This window comes from Bacillus sp. PK5-006, assembly GCF_054161415.1.
On the sequence record NZ_CP096414.1, the window covers coordinates 3,707,808 to 3,730,395 of the forward strand.

Consider the following 22,588-nt stretch of genomic DNA (forward strand, 5'->3'; position numbering starts at 1 on the left):
CCCTAAAACAGAACTCCAGTTCTTTTTGCGGTTAGTGAAAAAAACAAATGGCTCCAAAAAGACTTTTTATCTATTTGTATAACCAAAGCAGTTAAGCTATTCTTGGAACAGCAACAAAAAACTCACCTAGTTAAACTAGATGAGTTACATTTAATATTGATTTACCGTGCACCTTCTGTCGATTCGCTACCCCAAGCGTTACTTAAACAGTTAGCTCGGCCCAGGCAACCCTGCGGCACATGAGAGGTTTCACTTAATGCTGCTTCCTTCCGGACCTGACATGGTTCATGAATTCCCATTGCGCAGGACCCAGACGTCAACACCACTTATTTAAGGCAGACCTTGAAGTAAACGAACCTCGAGAAGGGATTCGGCCTCGCTAGAGCGGATTGCGAGTACAGGGCACCGCTACCTCCCCGCTTAGCACGGCAAAATGAATATTAAATTGTTAGTGACGCAGACATAAGTATACCTTCTTACAGCTCAAATTGCAAACGACATCCATTCATTTACTTTTGGCTTGTTTCTTTCGCTGACGGAGATTTCGGAAGAACTGACTTAACAGCTCACCACACTGATTTTCAAGTACACCACCGATGACCTCAGACTGATGATTGAACCGTTCATCATCCAGTAAATTCATTAAAGTACCTGCGCATCCACCTTTTGGATCGTATGCACCAAAAACGACCTTTTTCACTCTAGAGAGAACAATAGCACCCGCACACATTGGGCATGGCTCAAGCGTAACGTAAAGCACAGCATCTTCTAAACGCCAGCTCCCTGTCGCTTTACATGCTTCATCAATAGCAAGTAATTCTGCATGTGCAATCGAACGCTGCTCACTTTCCCTTAAATTATGAGCCCGGCTCACGATTTGATCATCAACAACAATGATCGCACCAATCGGCACTTCCCCAATTTGTTCTGCTTTTAAGGCTTCAGAAATGGCTTCTTGCATAAACTTTTCATCTTTCGTCATGGCATGGCTCTCTTTTCATGTTTTTTAAAAGGAAATTGAGGTTAACATATTATCACAATCTTTTAAAGGGGGTCTTATTTTGTCAAAGCAAAAAAAGGCGCTGCTTATTATCGACATGATTAATGATTTTGATTTTGAAATGGGACATGTGCTTGCAGAAAAAACAGAGCAAATGACCAATAAAATTTTAGCTCTTAAACAACATGCTTTCAAGGAAAATTGGCCAATCATTTATATCAACGATCACTACGGACTTTGGAAGGCTGATATCCAAGCTGTTTTAGAAACATGCAAAAACGAAAGAAGCGCTCCTATTTTAGAGAAAATGACACCATCAAAAGATAATTACTTCTTAATTAAACCTAAGCATTCTGCCTTCTACGGTACTGCACTAGAGACACTCTTAAATGAATTAGGTGTTGAGGACATTATTCTAACTGGAATTGCCGGAAACATTTGCGTTTTGTTCACTGCAAATGACGCATACATGCGAGAATACAATCTAATTGTACCTAAAGATTGTATCGCTTCAAACGACGACAGAGATAACGACTACGCTTTAACGATGATGGAGAACGTTCTTCTAGCCAAAATCACTACCGCTAAGGAAATCACGAATGAAAATCAAACATGATTTAGCTATAACCCTCATAAATTGTTAGCAATAACAAAGGGGGCGTTGACTATTCAAATTTATGTTGTCAAAAGAGGAGATACTTTAAACGACATTGCTATGCGTTTTAAAACGACAGTCAATGAAATCATCCGTACTAACGAAATCGAAACACCAAATCAACTCGTCATTGGACAAACAATTGTCATTCCAATTAGAGGTCAATTTTATGAGGTCAAACAAAATGACACACTATATCAAATTGGTAGACGGTTTCAAATCTCAGTGGAAGAATTGGCACGCGTGAACAGAATTCGACCTGAAGCGATACTGCCTATTCGTTTCTGGCTCTATATTCCACAAAGACCGAAAAGGAACATTAATTCCAATGCTTATATTGAACCACGGGGAAATCAAGTCAGTGAAAACTTAAAGCAGGCAGCTAGAGAGGCCTCCCCATACTTAACCCATTTAGACGTCTTTAGTTTTCAAGCACAAAGAGATGGGACACTGCGAGAACCACCGTTAGACCAACTACCCCAGATTGCCGCTCAGAACAGAACTGTATTAACCATGGTGGTGACAAATCTAGAGAATGAAAAATTCAGTGATGAACTTGGGCGTATTCTTTTAACTAACCAATCTGTCAAAACGGCATTTTTAAATGAAATTGTTCGAGTTGCCAAAAAGTATCAATTCAAGGAAATCCATTTTGATTTTGAATATTTACGCCCTGCTGATAAAGATGCTTATATTCAATTTTTAAGAGAAGCAACAGCCCGTTTCCATCAAGAAGGATGGACAATATCTGTTGCACTTGCACCAAAAACAAGTAGTCAGCAAAAGGGCAAATGGTATGAAGCCCATGACTATGAAGCAATCGGTAAGATCGTCGATCACGTTGTGTTGATGACCTATGAATGGGGGTACAGCGGCGGCCCTCCACAAGCTGTCTCTCCAATTGGACCTGTCCGCCAAGTCATTGAATATGCACTAACTGTCATACCTGCCAATAAAATTGTAATGGGGCAGAATTTATACGGCTATGATTGGACACTTCCTTTCGTCCAGGGCGGCCCCATAGCCAAAGCCGTCAGTCCTCAACAAGCAATTGCACTTGCTAGAGAGCACAATGTCTCTATCTTATACGACGAAACAGCACAAGCACCCCATTTTCGTTATACAGATGCCAACAACAAAGAGCATGAGGTCTGGTTCGAAGACGCTAGATCAATTCAAGCAAAGTTCAACCTCATCAAAGAGCTAAATTTGAACGGCATTGCTTATTGGAAATTAGGTCTATCTTTCCCACAAAACTGGCTCTTATTATCAGATCAATTTAATATTGAAAAAAGAACGACATCGTAATCCATTCACTCTATCTATTAGAAGGGGTATGGTACAATATACATTGGTTTGACAACTTTAACTTTATAGATAGAGGAGAACGCCTATGTATCCTGCCCCTTTTATTGCAGTGGAAGGCCCGATTGGAGCCGGAAAAACAACTTTGGCTACAATGCTTGCGAAGGAATTTCAATTTCCTTTAGTAAAAGAGATTGTAGAAGAAAATCCATTCTTAGATAAATTTTATGAAGATATGGAACAATGGAGCTTTCAGCTTGAGATGTTCTTTTTATGCAATCGGTTCAAACAGTTAGAATTAATTGAAGAAAACTATGTGAATAAACAGCAGCCAGTTGTCACTGATTATCACGTCTATAAAAATATGATATTTGCAGAAAGAACATTATCAAAAAAGCACATGGATAAATACAGAAAGATCTATCACCTGCTAACAGATGATCTTCCTAAACCAAATGCCATGATCTATATAAAAGCCAGCCTTCCCACCTTACTTGAAAGAATACAGATGAGAGGACGCTCTTTTGAAGAAGACATCGACCCAGCTTATTTAAAAACACTCATTGAAGATTACGAGCTGGCTATTGAACATTTAAAACAGACTGAGCCAGGGCTTCCTATCATTACAATTGAAGGAGATCATACAGACTTCGTTTCCTCACAGAAAGATTACCAGCAAATTGTACAGAACATAAAGGAGCAAGTACTATGAACAATATCGAAATACCAAAGGACGCAGTCATCACAATTGCCGGGACTGTTGGTGTCGGCAAATCAACTATGACCAAAACAATAGCGGACAAGCTAGGGTTTCAAACCTCTCTTGAAAAAGTAGATGATAACCCATATTTAGAGCCTTTTTATTCAGATTTCCAAAGATGGAGCTTCCACTTACAGGTCTATTTCTTAGCTGAGCGTTTTAAGGAGCAAAAGCGGATTTTTGAATCTGGCGGAGGATATGTACAAGATCGTTCCATTTATGAGGATACTGGCATTTTTGCAAAAATGCATGCGGACAAAGGTACGATGTCTGAGGTCGATTATGAAACGTATACAAGCCTATTTGAGGCGATGGTGATGACACCTTACTTCCCTCACCCTGATGTCCTCATCTATCTACACGGGGATTTAGATCATATTTTACATCGTATTGAAGAACGCGGCAGAGAGATGGAAACTCAAACTGACCGGGCTTATTGGGAAGAAATGTACACTCGATACACGGAATGGATCGAACAATTTGATTTATGCCCAGTGATTAAAATTAATATTGAAGATTACGACTTACTTCATGATGAAAGCTCACTTGATCCCATTCTTCATGAAATAGCTTCTGTTATTCAAAAAAATCGCTCTAAAACAAAATAAAAAAAACCGCTGCATTCGCGAAATGCAGCGGTTTGACAATTTCCAATTTTTATGCTTGCGTTCAATTCAACTAAGGTAAAAAATCAATATGGCGGAGGAAGAGGGATTCGAACCCCCGCGGGCTTTGACACCCCTGTCGGTTTTCAAGACCGATCCCTTCAGCCGGACTTGGGTATTCCTCCGTATCGACAAGAATTAATATACCATATCATTTTATTTGAAGTCAACATCTTTTCGAAAAAAATTTCAATATGTGATTTCGGCATGATATTTGCCTATAAAAAAGCAGCCATTGATGGCTGCTCCAGATTGTTGACAAAGGGCTAAAATGATTTTGATTTTAGCCCTTTGTCTTCTTTTCAGCGTGATAGAAAACCTTTGCAGCCCTAGGAAGGGCGAGCACCGGAGCGGAGCGAATTTGACATTCGTGAGCACCGAAGCGCAGACCTGACAACGAATGCGAGGGTTTGTCTACACGCTGAAGCAGCCATTGACGGCTGCTCTTGATCTATTTCGTATCCTGTCTAATTTCTTCAATAAACTGATTCATCTCTACTTTAAACTCATTTAATGACTCGATAATCTTCGTAAAGTCTGTCACTTGTTTGGCTTGTTCATTTGTTGAACTGCTGATTTGTGAGATGTTTTCAGACAGAGTGCCAATGCTGTCTTGGATTTCTTTTAAAAATGTATTAATGGTTTCAGCCGCTTCCTTCGAGCCATCTGATAATTTGCGAACTTCATCAGCAACGACAGCAAACCCTTTTCCGTTCTCGCCTGCTCTTGCGGCTTCAATTGCAGCGTTTAAACCGAGCAGATTTGTTTGTCTAGCGATCCCGCCAATGGTTTTGACGACTTCTTCAATATTCGCAGATTTCTCTTCCGCTCTTCCTGCCTGTTCGCTTATTTCTAAACTTGTGGCAGCCAGCTCTTGAGAATGTGCAGCAATTTGCTCAATTCCACCTTGGAGTTCTTTCGCTACTTTATTGATTTGCTCCATATAACCGCTTAATTTCTTTTCACGATGATGTGAAAATGCCACTAAAAAAGAGCCAATTACTTTTTTATCTTCATCAAAAATCGGGTAACCTTTTACAGCAATTTCATAACCATATAAATGCTCTGGTAAATGACCGTCATATTCTTGTCCTCTTAATGTCGTCGCCACATTTTGGTCTTCTGGGTTCAATGGGTCTCCAACTTTCATACCAAAATCTATTGTGTTAGACGGGTAATAACAAAGTATCTTCTCTGTATCTGTGATGCCGAAAAGAATACTTTCATCTAGTACCTTTCTAAGTAAATGAGCCATTTCAACATAATAGTCAAGCCTATTCAAGGTTATTCCTTCTTTCCTAGAAGCTTTTAATTTTTTTATCGGCTAAATTTAGGAAAACTGTAGGACTTTTGGTAAAAAGAAAAAGATGCCTTGACGGCATCTTATTTCATCACTTCTTTATTTCCCATATAAGAACGCAGTACTTCAGGAATGATCACTGTGCCGTCCTCTTGTTGATAGTTTTCTAAAATAGCCGCTACAGTTCTTCCTACCGCTAATCCAGATCCATTTAATGTGTGGACATGTTCTGGCTTCGCTTTAGGTTCTGGACGGAAACGAATGTTTGCACGTCTTGCCTGGAATGCTTCGAAGTTACTGCAAGAAGAAATTTCACGGTACGTATTCTGGCTCGGAATCCACACTTCGATATCGTATTTCTTCGCAGCTGTGAATCCTAAATCTCCCGTGCACATGCTCATGACACGGTATGGCAGGTTCAATAGCTGAAGAACTTTTTCTGCTTGATTTGTTAGTTTCTCTAATTCTTCATAAGAATCTTCTGGTCTGACAAATTTCACAAGCTCTACCTTGTTAAATTGATGCTGACGGATGAGTCCACGTGTATCTCTTCCAGCAGATCCAGCTTCTGATCTAAAGCAAGCACTGAATGCTGCATAGTTGATTGGCAGCTGTTCACCTTCGAGAATTTCGTCACGATGCATGTTCGTAATTGGCACTTCAGCTGTTGGAATGAGGAAGTAATCTTCTTCACGAATTTTAAAGGCATCCTCTTCGAACTTTGGAAGCTGACCAGTTCCTGTCATACTCGCTCTGTTGACCATATAAGGTGGAAGCACTTCAGTAAAACCAAACTCATCCACATGTAAATCAAGCATAAAGTTATACAATGCGCGCTCTAAGCGTGCGCCAAGCCCTTTATAAAAAACGAAACGGCTTCCTGTCACTTTTCCTGCACGTTCAAAATCAAGGATTTTTAGCTCATCAGCTACGTCCCAATGTGGTTTTGGCTCAAATGAGAAGGCTGGTTGTTCGCCCCATTTTCTCACTTCCACGTTGTCGTCTTCTGTTTCACCAACTGGTACAGAGTCATGAGGGATATTTGGAATTGAGAACAGGATGTGCTGCAAGCTTTCTTCTACTGTTCTTAGCTCATCATCCAGCTTCTTGATCTCATCTCCTACCTCACGCATTTCTTGAATAATGTGATCGGCGTCTTTCTTTTCTCTTTTTAGAACGGCCACTTGCTGTGATACTTCATTTCTTCGGCTCTTTAATTCTTCTGTTTTCCCGATTAATTCTCTTCTTTTTTGATCTAGCTCACCAAACTTATCAAAATCCGCTAAATCTTCGCCTCGGTGTGCTAATTTTTCTTTGATTTGATCAAAGTCCGTGCGCAGTTGTTTAATATCAAGCATGTGTAACACTCCTTTTTTTATCGAAAAATAAAAAGAGCCCTCATCCCATGAAAGGGACGAGAGCTCTCGCGTTGCCACCCTGATTGAAAACATGCAGAAGCATGCTTTCCTCTTTCCTCTGTAACGGTATCACCGTAAATGCTTACTTCTCGTGTTTCAGCATTTCGCTCAAGGATGGATTCAGAATGCATCTTTCACCGATTTTCACCAACCATCGGCTCTCTGAGAAAGAGGGGCTTCTTACTATTTCCCGTCAACGCTTTTTCGATCTTTGATTGTGATTTTAATGTACTATAAGTTTTATCTCTTTTCAACCGTTTTATACAGCAAGCTTCGTTTTGTAAGACTTCACCATGTCTACAAACAGCTGTGTTAACCGGTGATCGTCTGTCAGCTCTGGATGAAAAGAGCAGCCTAAGATATTGTTTTCTTTCGCCATCACAATCCTGCCATCATATTCAGCCATGATTTCTACGTCATTATCTGCGCTGATGATATGAGGCGCACGGATGAATACCCCTGTAAACGGCGCATCCAGTCCTTTTACTTTTAAATCTGCTTCAAAACTGTCTACCTGTCTGCCAAAAGAGTTCCGTGCAACAGATACATTTAACAGGCCAAGATGAGCATCTTCTCGATCTTCGATATGCTTAGCCAGCATAATCAAACCGGCACATGTCCCGAAAATCGGTTTCCCTTGAGCAGCGAACGCTTTGATCGGTTCAATGAATTGGTACGTATCCATAAGTCTCCTCATCGTCGTACTTTCTCCACCAGGGATAATCAAACCGTCAACGGATTCTAGCTCTTCTACACGTTTGATGATCTTTCCTTCTGCGCCGCAGGCTTCAATCGATTGAATATGCTCTCTCACCGCTCCTTGAAGCCCTAGTACACCAATTGTCAGCATGTTCGTTTGCGCTCCCTTAATTACCAGCCACGCTCTTGCATACGTTCTTCTGGCAGTAGATTTGAAATTTCAATTCCTTTCATAGCTGTTCCAAGCTCTTTTGAAAGTTCTGCAATGAGACGGTAATCAGTGTAATGAGTCGTTGCTTCAACAATCGCTTTTGCAAATTTAGCTGGATTGTCTGATTTGAAAATACCAGATCCGACAAATACACCGTCTGCGCCAAGCTGCATCATTAATGCAGCATCTGCTGGTGTCGCAACGCCTCCTGCTGCAAAGTTCACAACTGGCAGCTTGCCGTCTCTTTTGATTTGCAGCAATAATTCATAAGGCGCGCCAAGATTCTTGGCTTCTGTCATCAGTTCATCTTCACTCATAGCCGATACTTTACGAATCTGAGCATTGACCTTTCTCATATGACGCACAGCTTCTACGATGTTGCCTGTCCCAGGTTCTCCTTTTGTACGAAGCATAGAAGCGCCTTCTGCGATACGGCGGGTTGCCTCACCTAAATCGCGGCATCCACAGACAAAAGGTACTGTGTATTCATTTTTATTTAAATGGAATTCCTCATCTGCGGGCGTCAGCACTTCACTCTCATCGATATAATCAACACCAAGTGCTTCAAGAACACGAGCCTCGACGATGTGGCCGATACGTGCTTTTGCCATGACTGGAATCGTTACTGCATTTTGTACTTCCTCTACGATTCTTGGGTCTGCCATACGGGCAACACCGCCTGCTGCACGGATATCAGCTGGTACTCGTTCTAGTGCCATGACTGCCACCGCACCTGCTTCTTCTGCAATTTTTGCCTGCTCCGCATTGACAACATCCATAATGACGCCGCCCTTTTGCATTTCTGCCATTCCACGTTTCACTCGTTCAGTTCCCTTATTGCTCACAATAGTTTCCTCCCATTTGTCTATTCGATTGATTCAACATCTTTATCATACAAGCGAGGAAGTATAACAATAAAGAGAATAGTATAACAATTAAACCAACCGGGAAATAAGGATAAACCCTTGTAAACAAAGGATTTACAGCTAAAAAAATGTCGTTTTCTCTTTTAAGTGTGATTTACATGCTATAATACAACTATAACAATTAAAAATCATGTATAACAATTTTGCATTCTACGGAGGGGTTTCATGCATATTGATATCCATCGACACTCTGATACATCTCTTTCAAATCAAATTTACTTTTCAATCATCGATCACATTCAATCGGGTTTGCTTCAGCAAGGAGAAAAGCTGCCAACTGTCCGTGATTTAGCTAAGCAGCTGAATGTCAGTCTTGTCACGGCAGCTAAGGCATATACTCGATTAAAGGACGATGGTTATTTAACGACAGTGCAAGGTAAAGGAACTTTTGTGGATGAGCAGCAAGAGCAGGCAGAGACCCCGGTTCCATCATCTACTTCTTTCGATTGGCAGTTGTCGATTCCAGATTATTTACCACGGTCTCAATTCGCCCAGTATCACTATGTCGAAGAAGCCATTAACCTTTCTTCCTCTATGATCGATCCAGGTCTTTTGCCAAACCGGTATTTAGAAAAAGAAATGCAGCATGTGCTAGCCAGACATCCTCAAATCATGTCGAAGTATGGTGAAATACAAGGTGATCTTCAGCTGCGACAAGTCATTCAGTCCTTTTTAGAAAAGTTGGATGTGCCGTCTACCCCTGAAAATATCCTTGTAACAAGTGGTTCTCAGCAAGGGCTTGATTTGGTGGCACGTACGTTTATTGGGCCGGATGATGTGGTTGTCATGGAAGCACCGACCTATCCCGGGGCCATTGATGTCTTTATGGGCAGAGGAGCAAGAATCATTACCGTCCCTGTCGATCATGAAGGAATGAACATGAAGCAGCTTCAAAGCATTTGTGATAAATATAAACCGAAGCTGATCTATACGATTCCTACTTTCCACAGTCCGACAGGGGCCAGTATGTCGATGAAACGCAGAAAACAGCTTCTCTTACTGGCTCAAAGCATAGATTGTCTCATTGTAGAAGATGACCCATATCGTGAGCTTTATTTTGAAAAGAAGCCGCCAGCACCTATTAAAAGCTTGGATCATGATGGACACGTCATTTATTTACGAGGATTAAGTAAAACACTGGCTCCAGGATGCAGAATAGGGATTATCACCGCGTCAGGCTCGATATTTAACCGTTTATTAGCTGCAAAGGCCAATAATGACTTAGGCAGCCCTCTCCTCACACAAAAGGCCATATTGCCGTTTCTGACATCGAAGAAAATGATTGATCATACGAAGAAGCTAAGAACCGCCTTGAAGGTGAGACGCGATTTGATGATGGATGTGTTAACGAAGCACGCACCGAAAGATGTAACGTGGCAAATTCCACAGGGCGGGCTCAATTTATGGCTCAGCTTTCCTTCCTGGGTCGATACACGAGCACTTTTACATGAAGCACGTAAGCAGCAAATTACTTTTCTGCCTGGCTCTGTCTGCTATCCTGGAGAGCCAAAACAGAATTATATCCGCCTCAGCTTTTCCTATGTGAATGAAAAAGCACTGACCGAGGGCGTGGAAAAGTTATGTGGTATTTTTCAGCAAGCCTTGTCCACTCCTCAAAATCAGAAGCAATCGCTCTTCTTTTAACGATAAAAAAACTGCTCTCATGTATAGAGAGCAGTTTTTTTATTAGAACCAGCCTTTTACTGTGTCAACGATTCCGCCCCAAATGCCAGCGAAAAATCCACCTACACCGCGCATTGCAAGGATGAACCAGTTTGCTTTTTCATCGCTTGTTTTCGTCACAAGCTCAACACCTGATTGGTCTTTATTTAAATAGCCGTAGTCCTTCTCATCACCAGAATAAGAAGTCGTCAGCATGCCAACCTTCGTTCCTTTTTTAATAGGAGCTTCTAGGTTTTTTTTCTCGATATTTACTTTCGCTTTATAGCTCTTTTCGTCACCATTTTTTACTGGCACAGAAAATGCTTCTTTCGTCACAACAGGTACTTCTTTATCTTTGCCTTTATCCACTTCGATGTTTTCATGTCCTTTAATTTGTTGACCTTTTTTGTACATTTCTTTCATCGTGAAGTTTTTAAACGCATAGTCGAACAGTTTTTTTGCCACGTCGAAACGTGCTGTATGAAGATTACCTTTTGCATTCAAGATAACTGCGATGACACGCATGTCACCTTGTTTTGCTGTACCTGTGAAGCTAGAACCGGCTGAATCTGTAGATCCTGTTTTCAGACCGTCAACACCTTTGTATTCCTTCACAAGTCCTTTAAGCATGAAGTTCCAGTTAGGCATGTCCATTTCATCGTCAGTGCCTTCTCTGAACTTTGTTTTCGCAATACTTGCTGTTTCAAGAATTTCTGGATGGTCTTTGATGAGATGCTGTGCAAGCAAAGCCATATCTTTTGCAGATACTTCACTTTCTTCATCAGGACCTGTACCTTTGGGCTGTTGGCCATGTAAGTCTTTATTTTCCAGACCAGTTGCATTCACGAATTTGTAGTTTGTTAAACCAAGTTCTTTTGCTTTTGCGTTCATTTTTTCAACAAACTTCGATTCTGATCCAGCGATCACTTCTGCTAAACCAATCGCTGCTGCATTTGCCGAATAAATAGCCGTTGCTTGATAAAGTTCTTTTACTGTATACGAACCATCTTTTCTCAAAGGAACGTTGGATAAGCTGCGGTCCTGAGAAATTTCGTATACATAATCATCTGGCGTATACTTTTGATCCCATTTCACTTTTCCTTCAGCAATTGCCTCTAGTAATAGATACTCTGTCATCATTTTTGCCATACTTGCAATAGGCAGTCTTTGATCTGCGTTTTTACTATAAAGAATTTTACCTGTAGAAGCTTCAATAAGGATCGCTGCTTTCGCATTCACACTGAATGGATCTTCAGCAGCTTTTGCTTTGGACATTGGTGTAAATGCTGTAACAATCAATGCCAATGCAAGGATAGAGACCATAAGCTGTTTCAACATCTTGCTGTTCAATCGTCATACCTCCGTATTCATCTTTTTTCGACGTTTTCATATATATGTAATCCACAAGGGCTTATCTCAACACAACAGTATAAATTTTATCACAATAAAGACAAAAAAAATAGACAGAGTCTTAGACCCTGTCAAATGTAATTTGATTGTCACAATTTATCAAGAAATTGTGTAGTTTGGTGATTCTTTTGTAATTTGTACATCATGTGGATGACTCTCACGAAGTCCTGCACCCGTCATACGAATGAACTGTGCTTCTTCTCTAAGAGTGCGTAAATCCTGTGTTCCACAATAACCCATACCAGAACGAATACCACCAACTAGTTGATACACTGTATCAACGACTGGCCCTTTGTATGGTGTACGGCCTTCAATACCTTCAGGAACGAATTTTTTATTATCTTCTTGGAAGTAACGATCTTTACTTCCTTTTTCCATTGCAGCGACAGAACCCATACCACGATAAACTTTGAATCGTCTACCTTGGAAAATTTCTGTTTCTCCTGGGCTTTCAGATGTACCAGCTAGAAGGCTTCCCAGCATAACAGCATGTCCGCCAGATGCTAATGCTTTCACGATATCACCTGAATATTTAATTCCACCATCTGCAATAATAGCTTTACCATGTTTTCTTGCTTCTGTTGCACAGTCATAGATCGCTGTGATTTGTGGTACACCGACACCTGCAACAACACGTGTTGTACAAATAGATCCTGGTCCGATACCGACTTTCACAATATCTGCTCCTGCTTCAAACAATGCTTTTGTTGCTTCAGCTGTTGCAACATTACCAGCAATGATGTTAAGAGAAGGATACGTTTCACGGATTTTCGATACAGTGTTTAGAACACCTTGAGAATGACCGTGTGCTGTATCAATAACAATGACATCTACATTGGCTTCGACTAATTTTTTCACACGTGTCATTGTATCGCCAGTGACACCAACAGCGGCACCAACAATTAAACGGCCATGTGCATCTTTAGAGGAGTTAGGGAATTCAATCACTTTTTCAATATCTTTGATTGTGATAAGACCTTTTAACGTTCCTTCGTCATCTAAAAGAGGTAATTTTTCAATCTTGTACTGCTGTAGGATTTTTTCAGCTTCTTCTAATGTTGTACCAACAGAAGCTGTCACAAGTTCCTCTTTTGTCATCACGTCGCTAATCTTCATTGAATAATCCGAAATAAAACGAAGGTCACGGTTCGTAATAATACCAACAAGCTTTTGGTCTTGTTCGTTGTTGACAATCGGCACACCTGAAATACGGTATTTACCCATCAAATGCTCTGCATCAAATACTTGATGCTCTGGTGTTAAGAAGAATGGATTTGTAATAACGCCGCGCTCTGAACGTTTTACTTTATCCACCTGTTCTGCTTGCTGTTCAATGGACATGTTCTTATGAATAATACCAAGACCACCTTGACGTGCCATTGCAATCGCCATTTGTGATTCCGTCACTGTGTCCATTCCCGCACTGATAATTGGAATGTTTAGCTTTAATGTGCTTGTTAGCTCCACTGATAAATCGACATCACGCGGAAGTACTTCAGACTTTGCTGGAACAAGCAAAACATCGTCAAACGTCAAACCTTCTTTTGAAAATTTACTTTCCCACATTAGTAAATCCCCCTCTTTTCGGCAAAATATTATATGTAGATTATCAACTAGCAAACAGCATGTCAAGGAAGCAACAAACAGTTGCAATTTTTAGAAAATATAAAGAGAGTTGAGGAAGAAGATGAAAAGTTCAGGATGGAAGGATTTAAAACGTTTTTACTCGCTCGAAACCTCCCAAAAGTTTCTATTTCAACAATATGAGAAACGGAACATTCAAGATGCAAACCAGCAAGCCTATAAAAACTGTGAACGATTTATTTACTTTCTAAAACATGGCCACACATTTTATGAACAGGCTGCGATCGCGCCTCTAGAACTTAAACCCATTTTATTGTTTTATGGAATGGCACAGCTGCTAAAAGCATGTTTGCTGACAGTTGATCCCCATTATCCTTCTCAAACTTCTGTTTTAGCTCATGGCGTAACATCAAGGAAGAGAAAGAAACAGCATTACCGTTTTAGTGAAGATGAAGTGAAAATCCAAAGAAATGGGCTATGTATGCATGTGTTAAAGCATCTATTTCAATTAAATGGTCTTGAAGATGAGCGTTTTACGATGATCCATCTCCTGTCTAAAATACCTGAAATGAGTCATATTCTGGAGTTTCAGAAGCAGCCCTCGACTTTAGTTAAAGTAGAAAAGGCTAATGGATTGATAATTCAAGATCATATTCCATTACTTTATAACATGTCTGCTGAACGCTTTATTGAATACTTTGAGTTTCATACAAGCTGGAAACTCAAACAGAGAGAGGCTAAAAAACTGACGTTTGATGTATTTCTTGAAGAAAACCCAGCACTTGCTACTCATCTTCATTATGATTTAGAAATGGATCAATGGTTTATCCCGTCAACACGAGATGCTTTTCTAGGGATTCCTGAGATCATCAGCCATTACTTATTGATGTATAACCTTAGTATGATTGCCCGCTACGAAACAGAATGGTGGTACGAGCTGCTGTCTCAATACATTAGCGATGATTACGTCATGATTGAACGCTACATGGAGATTGCAGAAGAGAAGTTCCCAGCTTACATCATGATGCTGTTAGAAGAAAAAACAAAAAAGACCAGTTCCGACTGGAACTGATCCTTATAGAAGCTTGGCGGCGTCCTACTCTCACAGGGGGAAACCCCCAACTACCATCGGCGCTGAAGAGCTTAACTTCCGTGTTCGGTATGGGAACGGGTGTGACCTCTTCGCTATCGCCACCAAACCTGATGGAGAGAATGTTCTCTCAAAACTAGATAACAATGTTCATGCTTCACAATAGAATATAGGTTAAGTCCTCGATCTATTAGTATCTGTCAGCTCCACGTGTCACCACGCTTCCACCTCAGACCTATCAACCTGATCATCTTTCAGGGATCTTACTTCCTTGCGGAATGGGAAATCTCATCTTGAGGGGGGCTTCATGCTTAGATGCTTTCAGCACTTATCCCGTCCGCACATAGCTACCCAGCGATGCCCTTGGCAGAACAACTGGTACACCAGCGGTGCGTCCATCCCGGTCCTCTCGTACTAAGGACAGCTCCTCTCAAATTTCCTGCGCCCGCGACGGATAGGGACCGAACTGTCTCACGACGTTCTGAACCCAGCTCGCGTACCGCTTTAATGGGCGAACAGCCCAACCCTTGGGACCGACTACAGCCCCAGGATGCGATGAGCCGACATCGAGGTGCCAAACCTCCCCGTCGATGTGGACTCTTGGGGGAGATAAGCCTGTTATCCCCGGGGTAGCTTTTATCCGTTGAGCGATGGCCCTTCCATGCGGAACCACCGGATCACTAAGCCCGACTTTCGTCCCTGCTCGACTTGTAGGTCTCGCAGTCAAGCTCCCTTGTGCCTTTACACTCTGCGAATGATTTCCAACCATTCTGAGGGAACCTTTGGGCGCCTCCGTTACATTTTAGGAGGCGACCGCCCCAGTCAAACTGCCCACCTGACACTGTCTCCCTGCCCGATAAGGGCAGCGGGTTAGAAGGTCAATACAGCCAGGGTAGTATCCCACCGATGCCTCCACCGAAGCTAGCGCTCCGGTTTCCAAGGCTCCTACCTATCCTGTACAAGCTGTACCAACATTCAATATCAGGCTGCAGTAAAGCTCCACGGGGTCTTTCCGTCCTGTCGCGGGTAACCTGCATCTTCACAGGTACTATAATTTCACCGAGTCTCTCGTTGAGACAGTGCCCAGATCGTTGCGCCTTTCGTGCGGGTCGGAACTTACCCGACAAGGAATTTCGCTACCTTAGGACCGTTATAGTTACGGCCGCCGTTTACTGGGGCTTCAATTCGCACCTTCGCTTACGCTAAGCGCTCCTCTTAACCTTCCAGCACCGGGCAGGCGTCAGCCCCTATACTTCGCCTTACGGCTTCGCAGAGACCTGTGTTTTTGCTAAACAGTCGCCTGGGCCTATTCACTGCGGCTTCTCGGGGCTTTAACACCCTAAGAAGCACCCCTTCTCCCGAAGTTACGGGGTCATTTTGCCGAGTTCCTTAACGAGAGTTCTCTCGATCACCTTAGGATTCTCTCCTCGCCTACCTGTGTCGGTTTGCGGTACGGGCACCTCTCACCTCGCTAGAGGCTTTTCTTGGCAGTGTGGAATCAGGAACTTCGCTACTAAATTTCGCTCGCCATCACAGCTCAGCCTTTACGGGAAACGGATTTGCCTATTTCCCAGCCTAACTGCTTGGACGCGGATATCCAATACCGCGCTTACCCTATCCTCCTGCGTCCCCCCATTGCTCAAATGGTGAGGAGGTGGTACAGGAATATCAACCTGTTGTCCATCGCCTACGCCTTTCGGCCTCGGCTTAGGTCCCGACTAACCCTGAGCGGACGAGCCTTCCTCAGGAAACCTTAGGCATTCGGTGGACGGGATTCTCACCCGTCTTTCGCTACTCATACCGGCATTCTCACTTCTAAGCGCTCCACCAGTCCTTCCGGTCTGGCTTCACAGCCCTTAGAACGCTCTCCTACCACTGTTCGTAAGAACAGTCCGCAGCTTCGGTGATACGTTTAGCCCCGGTACATTTTCGGCGCAGAGTCACTCGACCAGTGAGCTATTACGCACTCTTTAAATGGTGGCTGCTTCTAAGCCAACATCCTGGTTGTCTAAGCAACTCCACATCCTTTTCCACTTAACGTATACTTTGGGACCTTAGCTGGCGGTCTGGGCTGTTTCCCTTTCGACTACGGATCTTATCACTCGCAGTCTGACTCCCAAGGATAAGTCATCGGCATTCGGAGTTTGACTGAATTCGGTAACCCGGTAGGGGCCCCTAGTCCAATCAGTGCTCTACCTCCGAGACTCTTACCTTGAGGCTAGCCCTAAAGCTATTTCGGAGAGAACCAGCTATCTCCAGGTTCGATTGGCATTTCACCCCTACCCACACCTCATCCCCGCACTTTTCAACGTGCGTGGGTTCGGGCCTCCATTCAGTGTTACCTGAACTTCACCCTGGACATGGGTAGATCACCTGGTTTCGGGTCTACGACCACGTACTCATGCGCCCTATTCAGACTCGCTTTCGCTGCGGCTCCGCATCTTCTGCTTAACCTTGCACGGGATCGTAACTCGCCGGTTCATTCTACAAAAGGCACGCCATCACCCGTTAACGGGCTCTGACTACTTGTAGGCACACGGTTTCAGGATCTATTTCACTCCCCTTCCGGGGTGCTTTTCACCTTTCCCTCACGGTACTGGTTCACTATCGGTCACTAGGGAGTATTTAGCCTTGGGAGATGGTCCTCCCGGATTCCGACGGAATTTCACGTGTTCCGCCGTACTCAGGATCCACTCTGGAGAGAATGACATTTCAGTTACAGGGCTGTTACCTTCTTTGGCGGGCCTTTCCAGACCTCTTCGCTTATATCATTCCTTTGTAACTCCGTATAGAGTGTCCTACAACCCCAAGAGGCAAGCCTCTTGGTTTGGGCTGTTCCCGTTTCGCTCGCCGCTACTCAGGGAATCGCATTTGCTTTCTCTTCCTCCGGGTACTTAGATGTTTCAGTTCCCCGGGTATGCCTTCTCATACTCTATGTATTCAAGTATGGATACTACTCCATTACGAGCAGTGGGTTTCCCCATTCGGAAATCTCCGGATCAAAGCTTGCTTACAGCTCCCCGAAGCATATCGGTGTTCGTCCCGTCCTTCATCGGCTCCTAGTGCCAAGGCATCCACCGTGCGCCCTTTCTAACTTAACCATTTCTTACTTTAGAAAGAATCACTATGTGTGATGAACTTTGCATTGCATTCAATGTGAATGTATTACTTATTGTTATCTAGTTTTCAAAGAACACGTTGGTGGAGCCTAGCGGGATCGAACCGCTGACCTCCTGCGTGCAAGGCAGGCGCTCTCCCAGCTGAGCTAAGGCCCCAATTTAATAGAAGATGGTGGGCCTGAGTGGACTCGAACCACCGACCTCACGCTTATCAGGCGTGCGCTCTAACCAGCTGAGCTACAGGCCCATCTTTCATATCGAAGATATGATGTTGTAGGATCTTTTGCAAGTTCCTTCAAAACTAAACAAGACGAAAACGTACGCTGCTCCATATATCCTTAGAAAGGAGGTGATCCAGCCGCACCTTCCGATACGGCTACCTTGTTACGACTTCACCCCAATCATCTGCCCCACCTTCGGCGGCTGGCTCCATAAAGGTTACCTCACCGACTTCGGGTGTTGCAAACTCTCGTGGTGTGACGGGCGGTGTGTACAAGGCCCGGGAACGTATTCACCGCGGCATGCTGATCCGCGATTACTAGCGATTCCAGCTTCACGCAGTCGAGTTGCAGACTGCGATCCGAACTGAGAACAGATTTATGGGATTGGCTAAACCTTGCGGTCTTGCAGCCCTTTGTTCTGTCCATTGTAGCACGTGTGTAGCCCAGGTCATAAGGGGCATGATGATTTGACGTCATCCCCACCTTCCTCCGGTTTGTCACCGGCAGTCACCTTAGAGTGCCCAACTAAATGCTGGCAACTAAGATCAAGGGTTGCGCTCGTTGCGGGACTTAACCCAACATCTCACGACACGAGCTGACGACAACCATGCACCACCTGTCACTCTGTCCCCGAAGGGAAAGCCCTATCTCTAGGGTTGTCAGAGGATGTCAAGACCTGGTAAGGTTCTTCGCGTTGCTTCGAATTAAACCACATGCTCCACCGCTTGTGCGGGCCCCCGTCAATTCCTTTGAGTTTCAGTCTTGCGACCGTACTCCCCAGGCGGAGTGCTTAATGCGTTAGCTGCAGCACTAAGGGGCGGAAACCCCCTAACACTTAGCACTCATCGTTTACGGCGTGGACTACCAGGGTATCTAATCCTGTTCGCTCCCCACGCTTTCGCTCCTCAGCGTCAGTTACAGACCAGAGAGTCGCCTTCGCCACTGGTGTTCCTCCACATCTCTACGCATTTCACCGCTACACGTGGAATTCCACTCTCCTCTTCTGCACTCAAGTTTCCCAGTTTCCAATGACCCTCCCCGGTTGAGCCGGGGGCTTTCACATCAGACTTAAGAAACCGCCTGCGAGCCCTTTACGCCCAATAATTCCGGACAACGCTTGCCACCTACGTATTACCGCGGCTGCTGGCACGTAGTTAGCCGTGGCTTTCTGGTTAGGTACCGTCAAGGTGCGAGCAGTTACTCTCGCACTTGTTCTTCCCTAACAACAGAGCTTTACGATCCGAAAACCTTCATCACTCACGCGGCGTTGCTCCGTCAGACTTTCGTCCATTGCGGAAGATTCCCTACTGCTGCCTCCCGTAGGAGTCTGGGCCGTGTCTCAGTCCCAGTGTGGCCGATCACCCTCTCAGGTCGGCTACGCATCGTCGCCTTGGTGAGCCATTACCCCACCAACTAGCTAATGCGCCGCGGGTCCATCTGTAAGTGACAGCCGAAACCGTCTTTCATCCTTGAACCATGCGGTTCAAGGAACTATCCGGTATTAGCTCCGGTTTCCCGGAGTTATCCCAGTCTTACAGGCAGGTTACCCACGTGTTACTCACCCGTCCGCCGCTAACATCCGGGAGCAAGCTCCCTTCTGTCCGCTCGACTTGCATGTATTAGGCACGCCGCCAGCGTTCGTCCTGAGCCAGGATCAAACTCTCCGAAAAAGTACAAAACCGAAGTTTTGCTTTTCGCCAGTTTGACTGACTACCTATGAAGTATCATAGGATTTTTTATAAAAACTCGAATTAACAGGTACGTTTTGTCTTGTTTAGTTTTCAAAGAACTTGTGTGTCACTCTCTCAAAGCGACCACTTAAATATATCATATATCTCTATCAACAGTCAACATTTTTCTTGAAAAACATTTTATTTTTTTAAGAAGTTTCCACTGTAAAAGAGATAAAAAATAGAGCCTCTTTTTGCTCCTTTGAAAGATTAACACATATCTATGAAAAAAGCATTATAAATTTCAAAAAAACTCATGTTTTTTTAGAAAAAAATAAAGCCGGTAAAGAACCGGCTTTATTTTTACTCAGATTGCTCTTGATCTGACTCTATAGTTTCTACGTTTTCTTCACTATTCTCTTCATCATCTTCTTGTGATTGTTCAACTAATGCCACTGTAGCGACATGTTCATCATCACCTAGACGAATCAGGCGGACACCTTGAGTGACTCGACCTGTTGTTGAAATATCTGAAACGGCCATACGAATGATCACGCCGCTTCCTGTAATAATCATCAAGTCCTCTTCAGCTTCAGCATTCGTCGCCTTCACTGCGACAAGCGGACCATTGTTATCAGTGATTTTACATGTTTTAAGACCTTTACCGCCCCGACTTTGAACACGATATTCTTTTTCAGGTGTTAACTTACCATACCCTTTTTCGGTGACGATCAATACGTTTGCATCTGGCTCAAGGATTTCCATCCCAACGACGATGTCATCTTCAGAAAGCGTAATTCCTTTCACGCCAGCTGCCGTACGCCCCATTTCACGAACATCTGTCTCGTCGAAACGAATCAGCATACCTTTTTTCGTTCCAATGATGATTTGTTTTTCTCCATTGGTTAAACGGACAGCCATCAGTTCATCTTCGTCACGAAGACTTAATGCGATAAGTCCATTGTTTCGAATGTTGGCAAACTGAGACAATGAGGTTCGTTTTGATACACCGTGTCTTGTTGTAAAGAAGAGATACGAATCTTCATCAAATTCGCTTACCGGAATAATGGCATTAATCCACTCTCCCTTTTCTACTTCAAGCAGGTTAATAATCGGAATCCCTTTCGCTGTCCGTCCGAATTCAGGAATCTCATATCCCTTCGCACGATAAACCTTCCCTTTATTAGAGAAGAAGAGGATCGTATCATGGGTAGATGTTGAAATCAGCTGTTCTACGAAATCATCCTCATTGGTTCCCATCCCTTGAACACCTTTACCGCCTCTTTTTTGACTGCGGTATGTTGATGCAGGCAGACGCTTGATATAACCATTATGAGTCAGCGTAATCACGATGTTTTCAACAGGAATCAAATCTTCGTCTTCAATTGTTTCAATACCTGCTGTCACAATTTCAGTACGGCGCGTATCATTGAAACGTTCTTTGATTTCTGTTAATTCTTCTCTAATGATTTCAAGAACTTTTTCATTGTCTGCTAAAATGGCTTTCAACTCAGCAATCAAATCAACAAGTCCTTTGTATTCTTCTTCTATCTTTTCTCTTTCCAAACCAGTTAAGCGCTGAAGACGCATATCAAGAATGGCCTGTGCTTGTTTTTCGGACAAGCTATAGTTCTCCATTAAGCCATTTCTCGCGATTTCAGCAGTTTGAGAGCTTCTAATTAATGCAATGACTTCATCTAAGTGGTCAAGAGCGATTCTTAAACCTTCTAGAATATGAGCTCTTGCTTCAGCTTTACGAAGTTCATATGCTGTTCTTCTGCGAATAATCACTTTTTGATGCTCTAAATAATATTCAAGACATTGTTTGAGGGACAAGACTTTCGGCTGTCCATCAACTAGTGCCAATAAGTTGATCCCAAATGACGTTTGAAGTGTCGTTTGTTTATAAAGATTGTTTAATAGAACGTGGGCGTTCGCGTCTCTTCGCAGTTCAATCACGATCCGCATTCCATTACGATCAGACTCGTCACGGAGATCTGTAATGCCATCGATCTTTTTATCGCGCACAAGATCAGCGATTTTTTCGATCAAACGTGCTTTATTGACCTGATATGGAATTTCATTAATGACAATCCGCTGCTTACCGCTGGATGTTTCTTCAATAATAGACTTTGCACGTAATGTAATAGAACCCCGGCCTGTTTCATATGCTTTGCGGATTCCGCTTCGGCCAATGATTTGTCCCGCAGTTGGGAAGTCTGGTCCTGGAATGATCTCCATTAGTTCCTGTGTTGTCATTTCTGGGTTTTGACTTATCGCCAGTACCCCATCAATCACTTCACCTAGCTGGTGAGGCGGAATGTTGGTTGCCATCCCTACAGCGATACCTGTTGCCCCGTTGACTAATAAGTTCGGGAAACGAGCAGGCATGACGATTGGTTCTCTTTCACTGCCATCGTAGTTATCTTGATAATCAATCGTATCTTTAGTGATATCACGCAGGATTTCCATTGAAATTTTAGATAGACGCGCCTCAGTATAACGCATTGCCGCTGCACCGTCTCCATCGACAGAACCAAAGTTCCCGTGGCCTTCAACCAGCATATTTCGATAGTTGAAGTCTTGCGCCATACGAACCATCGCTTCGTATACAGCGCTGTCACCGTGAGGGTGGTACTTACCGATAACTTCCCCAACGATACGTGCAGATTTCTTAAATGGTTTATCACTTGTCATACCTAGGTCATTCATCGCATACAAAATTCTTCGATGCACGGGCTTCAAGCCATCTCGCACATCTGGTAATGCACGCGAAACAATAACACTCATTGCATAATCTAAAAAGGACGTACGCATTTCTTGACTAATATTTACTTCGCGTACATTTGGTGTATGTTGTTCACTCACTATAAGAACCTCCCTTTACGTATCA

Annotated in this window: 13 protein-coding genes, 3 tRNA genes, 3 rRNA genes, 1 other RNA gene, 1 pseudogene and 1 other annotated feature; of the genes and pseudogenes, 6 read left to right on the plus strand and 15 right to left on the minus strand. The window is 43.4% G+C overall.

The window, feature by feature from the left end; translation table 11 throughout:
* Positions 1–164: 164 nt before the first annotated feature.
* Together ffs and tadA are read right to left on the minus strand one after the other, a co-directional pair.
* An RNA gene (ffs, locus tag M1D84_RS18945) (signal recognition particle sRNA large type) lies at positions 165–429 on the minus strand.
* Positions 430–505: 76 nt separating this feature from the next.
* On the minus strand, positions 506–982 hold the full coding sequence (tadA, locus tag M1D84_RS18950; protein ID WP_024426741.1) for a tRNA adenosine(34) deaminase TadA: 477 nt from the start codon (positions 980–982) through the stop codon (positions 506–508).
* Between the two features lie 79 nt (positions 983–1,061).
* Here tadA and M1D84_RS18955 point away from each other — a divergent pair, with 79 nt between their 5' ends.
* The 4 genes from M1D84_RS18955 (at position 1,062) to M1D84_RS18970 (ending at position 4,328) form a co-directional block, all read left to right on the plus strand.
* On the plus strand, positions 1,062–1,616 hold the full coding sequence (locus M1D84_RS18955; RefSeq protein WP_024425761.1) for a cysteine hydrolase family protein: 555 nt from the start codon (positions 1,062–1,064) through the stop codon (positions 1,614–1,616).
* 99 nt (positions 1,617–1,715) lie between these two features.
* Entirely contained in the window at positions 1,716–2,963 is a 1,248-nt protein-coding gene (locus tag M1D84_RS18960) for a glycoside hydrolase family 18 protein (RefSeq protein WP_234107879.1), read from the plus strand.
* 85 nt (positions 2,964–3,048) lie between these two features.
* Positions 3,049–3,672 (plus strand): deoxynucleoside kinase, encoded by a 624-nt coding sequence (locus tag M1D84_RS18965; protein WP_122632233.1) that lies wholly within the window; start codon positions 3,049–3,051, stop codon positions 3,670–3,672.
* Positions 3,669–4,328, plus strand: a complete 660-nt coding sequence (locus M1D84_RS18970; RefSeq protein ID WP_003218104.1) for a deoxynucleoside kinase — start codon at positions 3,669–3,671, stop codon at positions 4,326–4,328. The genes M1D84_RS18965 and M1D84_RS18970 overlap by 4 nt, the downstream gene beginning before the upstream one ends.
* An 89-nt stretch (positions 4,329–4,417) precedes the next feature.
* Here M1D84_RS18970 and M1D84_RS18975 read toward each other — a convergent pair.
* The 5 genes and pseudogenes from M1D84_RS18975 to pdxS all read right to left on the minus strand — a co-directional run bounded on the left by M1D84_RS18975 (position 4,418) and on the right by pdxS (position 8,858).
* Positions 4,418–4,510: transfer RNA gene (locus tag M1D84_RS18975), tRNA-Ser, on the minus strand.
* Positions 4,511–4,836: 326 nt separating this feature from the next.
* Positions 4,837–5,172: pseudogene (locus M1D84_RS18980) on the minus strand (methyl-accepting chemotaxis protein); the annotation flags it as partial.
* Positions 5,173–5,768: 596 nt separating this feature from the next.
* On the minus strand, positions 5,769–7,043 hold the full coding sequence (gene serS, locus M1D84_RS18985) for a serine--tRNA ligase (RefSeq protein WP_257803075.1): 1,275 nt from the start codon (positions 7,041–7,043) through the stop codon (positions 5,769–5,771).
* A 49-nt stretch (positions 7,044–7,092) separates the two neighbouring features.
* Positions 7,093–7,309, minus strand: a binding site (T-box leader).
* A 53-nt stretch (positions 7,310–7,362) separates the two neighbouring features.
* Positions 7,363–7,953, minus strand: coding sequence for a pyridoxal 5'-phosphate synthase glutaminase subunit PdxT (gene pdxT / locus M1D84_RS18990; RefSeq protein WP_024426747.1), 591 nt, complete (start codon positions 7,951–7,953; stop codon positions 7,363–7,365).
* Between the two features lie 20 nt (positions 7,954–7,973).
* Positions 7,974–8,858 carry a pyridoxal 5'-phosphate synthase lyase subunit PdxS gene (gene pdxS, locus M1D84_RS18995; protein WP_039175840.1) on the minus strand — a complete coding sequence of 295 codons (885 nt, stop codon included), beginning with the start codon at positions 8,856–8,858 and terminating at the stop codon, positions 7,974–7,976.
* A 246-nt stretch (positions 8,859–9,104) separates the two neighbouring features.
* On the opposite strand from pdxS, the gene pdxR reads away from it, so the two are divergent.
* Positions 9,105–10,583: a MocR-like pyridoxine biosynthesis transcription factor PdxR gene (pdxR, locus tag M1D84_RS19000; RefSeq protein WP_024425755.1), complete on the plus strand. Its 1,479-nt coding sequence runs from the start codon at positions 9,105–9,107 to the stop codon at positions 10,581–10,583.
* A 42-nt stretch (positions 10,584–10,625) separates the two neighbouring features.
* Here the strand turns inward: pdxR and M1D84_RS19005 are convergent, their stop codons facing one another.
* Positions 10,626–11,951 carry a D-alanyl-D-alanine carboxypeptidase family protein gene (locus M1D84_RS19005; protein ID WP_025092698.1) on the minus strand — a complete coding sequence of 442 codons (1,326 nt, stop codon included), beginning with the start codon at positions 11,949–11,951 and terminating at the stop codon, positions 10,626–10,628.
* A gap of 159 nt (positions 11,952–12,110) precedes the next feature.
* Positions 12,111–13,577: an IMP dehydrogenase gene (guaB, locus tag M1D84_RS19010; protein ID WP_024426749.1), complete on the minus strand. Its 1,467-nt coding sequence runs from the start codon at positions 13,575–13,577 to the stop codon at positions 12,111–12,113.
* A 121-nt stretch (positions 13,578–13,698) separates the two neighbouring features.
* Between guaB and M1D84_RS19015 the strand changes: the two genes are divergently transcribed.
* The gene (locus tag M1D84_RS19015; RefSeq protein ID WP_103132793.1) at positions 13,699–14,667 is read left to right on the plus strand and encodes a YaaC family protein; all 969 of its coding nucleotides are present in this window, start codon (positions 13,699–13,701) and stop codon (positions 14,665–14,667) included.
* Positions 14,668–14,678: 11 nt separating this feature from the next.
* Here M1D84_RS19015 and rrf read toward each other — a convergent pair.
* From rrf to gyrA, 6 genes are all read right to left on the minus strand, one after another.
* Positions 14,679–14,794: ribosomal RNA gene (gene rrf, locus M1D84_RS19020) — 5S ribosomal RNA — on the minus strand.
* Between the two features lie 61 nt (positions 14,795–14,855).
* A 23S ribosomal RNA gene (locus M1D84_RS19025) occupies positions 14,856–17,786 on the minus strand.
* Between the two features lie 98 nt (positions 17,787–17,884).
* A tRNA-Ala gene (locus M1D84_RS19030) sits at positions 17,885–17,960 on the minus strand.
* Positions 17,961–17,974: 14 nt separating this feature from the next.
* A tRNA-Ile gene (locus tag M1D84_RS19035) sits at positions 17,975–18,051 on the minus strand.
* A 95-nt stretch (positions 18,052–18,146) separates the two neighbouring features.
* Positions 18,147–19,695: ribosomal RNA gene (locus M1D84_RS19040) — 16S ribosomal RNA — on the minus strand.
* The 16S, 23S and 5S rRNA genes sit together here with 2 tRNA genes alongside, the layout of an rRNA operon.
* 363 nt (positions 19,696–20,058) lie before the next feature.
* Positions 20,059–22,563 (minus strand): DNA gyrase subunit A, encoded by a 2,505-nt coding sequence (gyrA, locus tag M1D84_RS19045; RefSeq protein ID WP_024424078.1) that lies wholly within the window; start codon positions 22,561–22,563, stop codon positions 20,059–20,061.
* Positions 22,564–22,588 lie beyond the last annotated feature (25 nt).

Coding starts and splice junctions, on each gene's coding strand:
- M1D84_RS18965 (WP_122632233.1), top strand. CDS start 3,049: ATGTATCCTGCCCCTTTTATTGCAGTGGAAGGCCCGATTGGAGCCGGA.
- serS (WP_257803075.1), bottom strand. CDS start 7,043: ATGCTTGATATTAAACAACTGCGCACGGACTTTGATCAAATCAAAGAA.
- pdxR (WP_024425755.1), top strand. CDS start 9,105: ATGCATATTGATATCCATCGACACTCTGATACATCTCTTTCAAATCAA.
- M1D84_RS18960 (WP_234107879.1), top strand. CDS start 1,716: ATGCGTTTTAAAACGACAGTCAATGAAATCATCCGTACTAACGAAATC.
- pdxT (WP_024426747.1), bottom strand. CDS start 7,953: ATGCTGACAATTGGTGTACTAGGGCTTCAAGGAGCGGTGAGAGAGCAT.
- M1D84_RS19015 (WP_103132793.1), top strand. CDS start 13,699: ATGAAAAGTTCAGGATGGAAGGATTTAAAACGTTTTTACTCGCTCGAA.
- tadA (WP_024426741.1), bottom strand. CDS start 982: ATGACGAAAGATGAAAAGTTTATGCAAGAAGCCATTTCTGAAGCCTTA.
- guaB (WP_024426749.1), bottom strand. CDS start 13,577: ATGTGGGAAAGTAAATTTTCAAAAGAAGGTTTGACGTTTGACGATGTT.
- M1D84_RS18970 (WP_003218104.1), top strand. CDS start 3,669: ATGAACAATATCGAAATACCAAAGGACGCAGTCATCACAATTGCCGGG.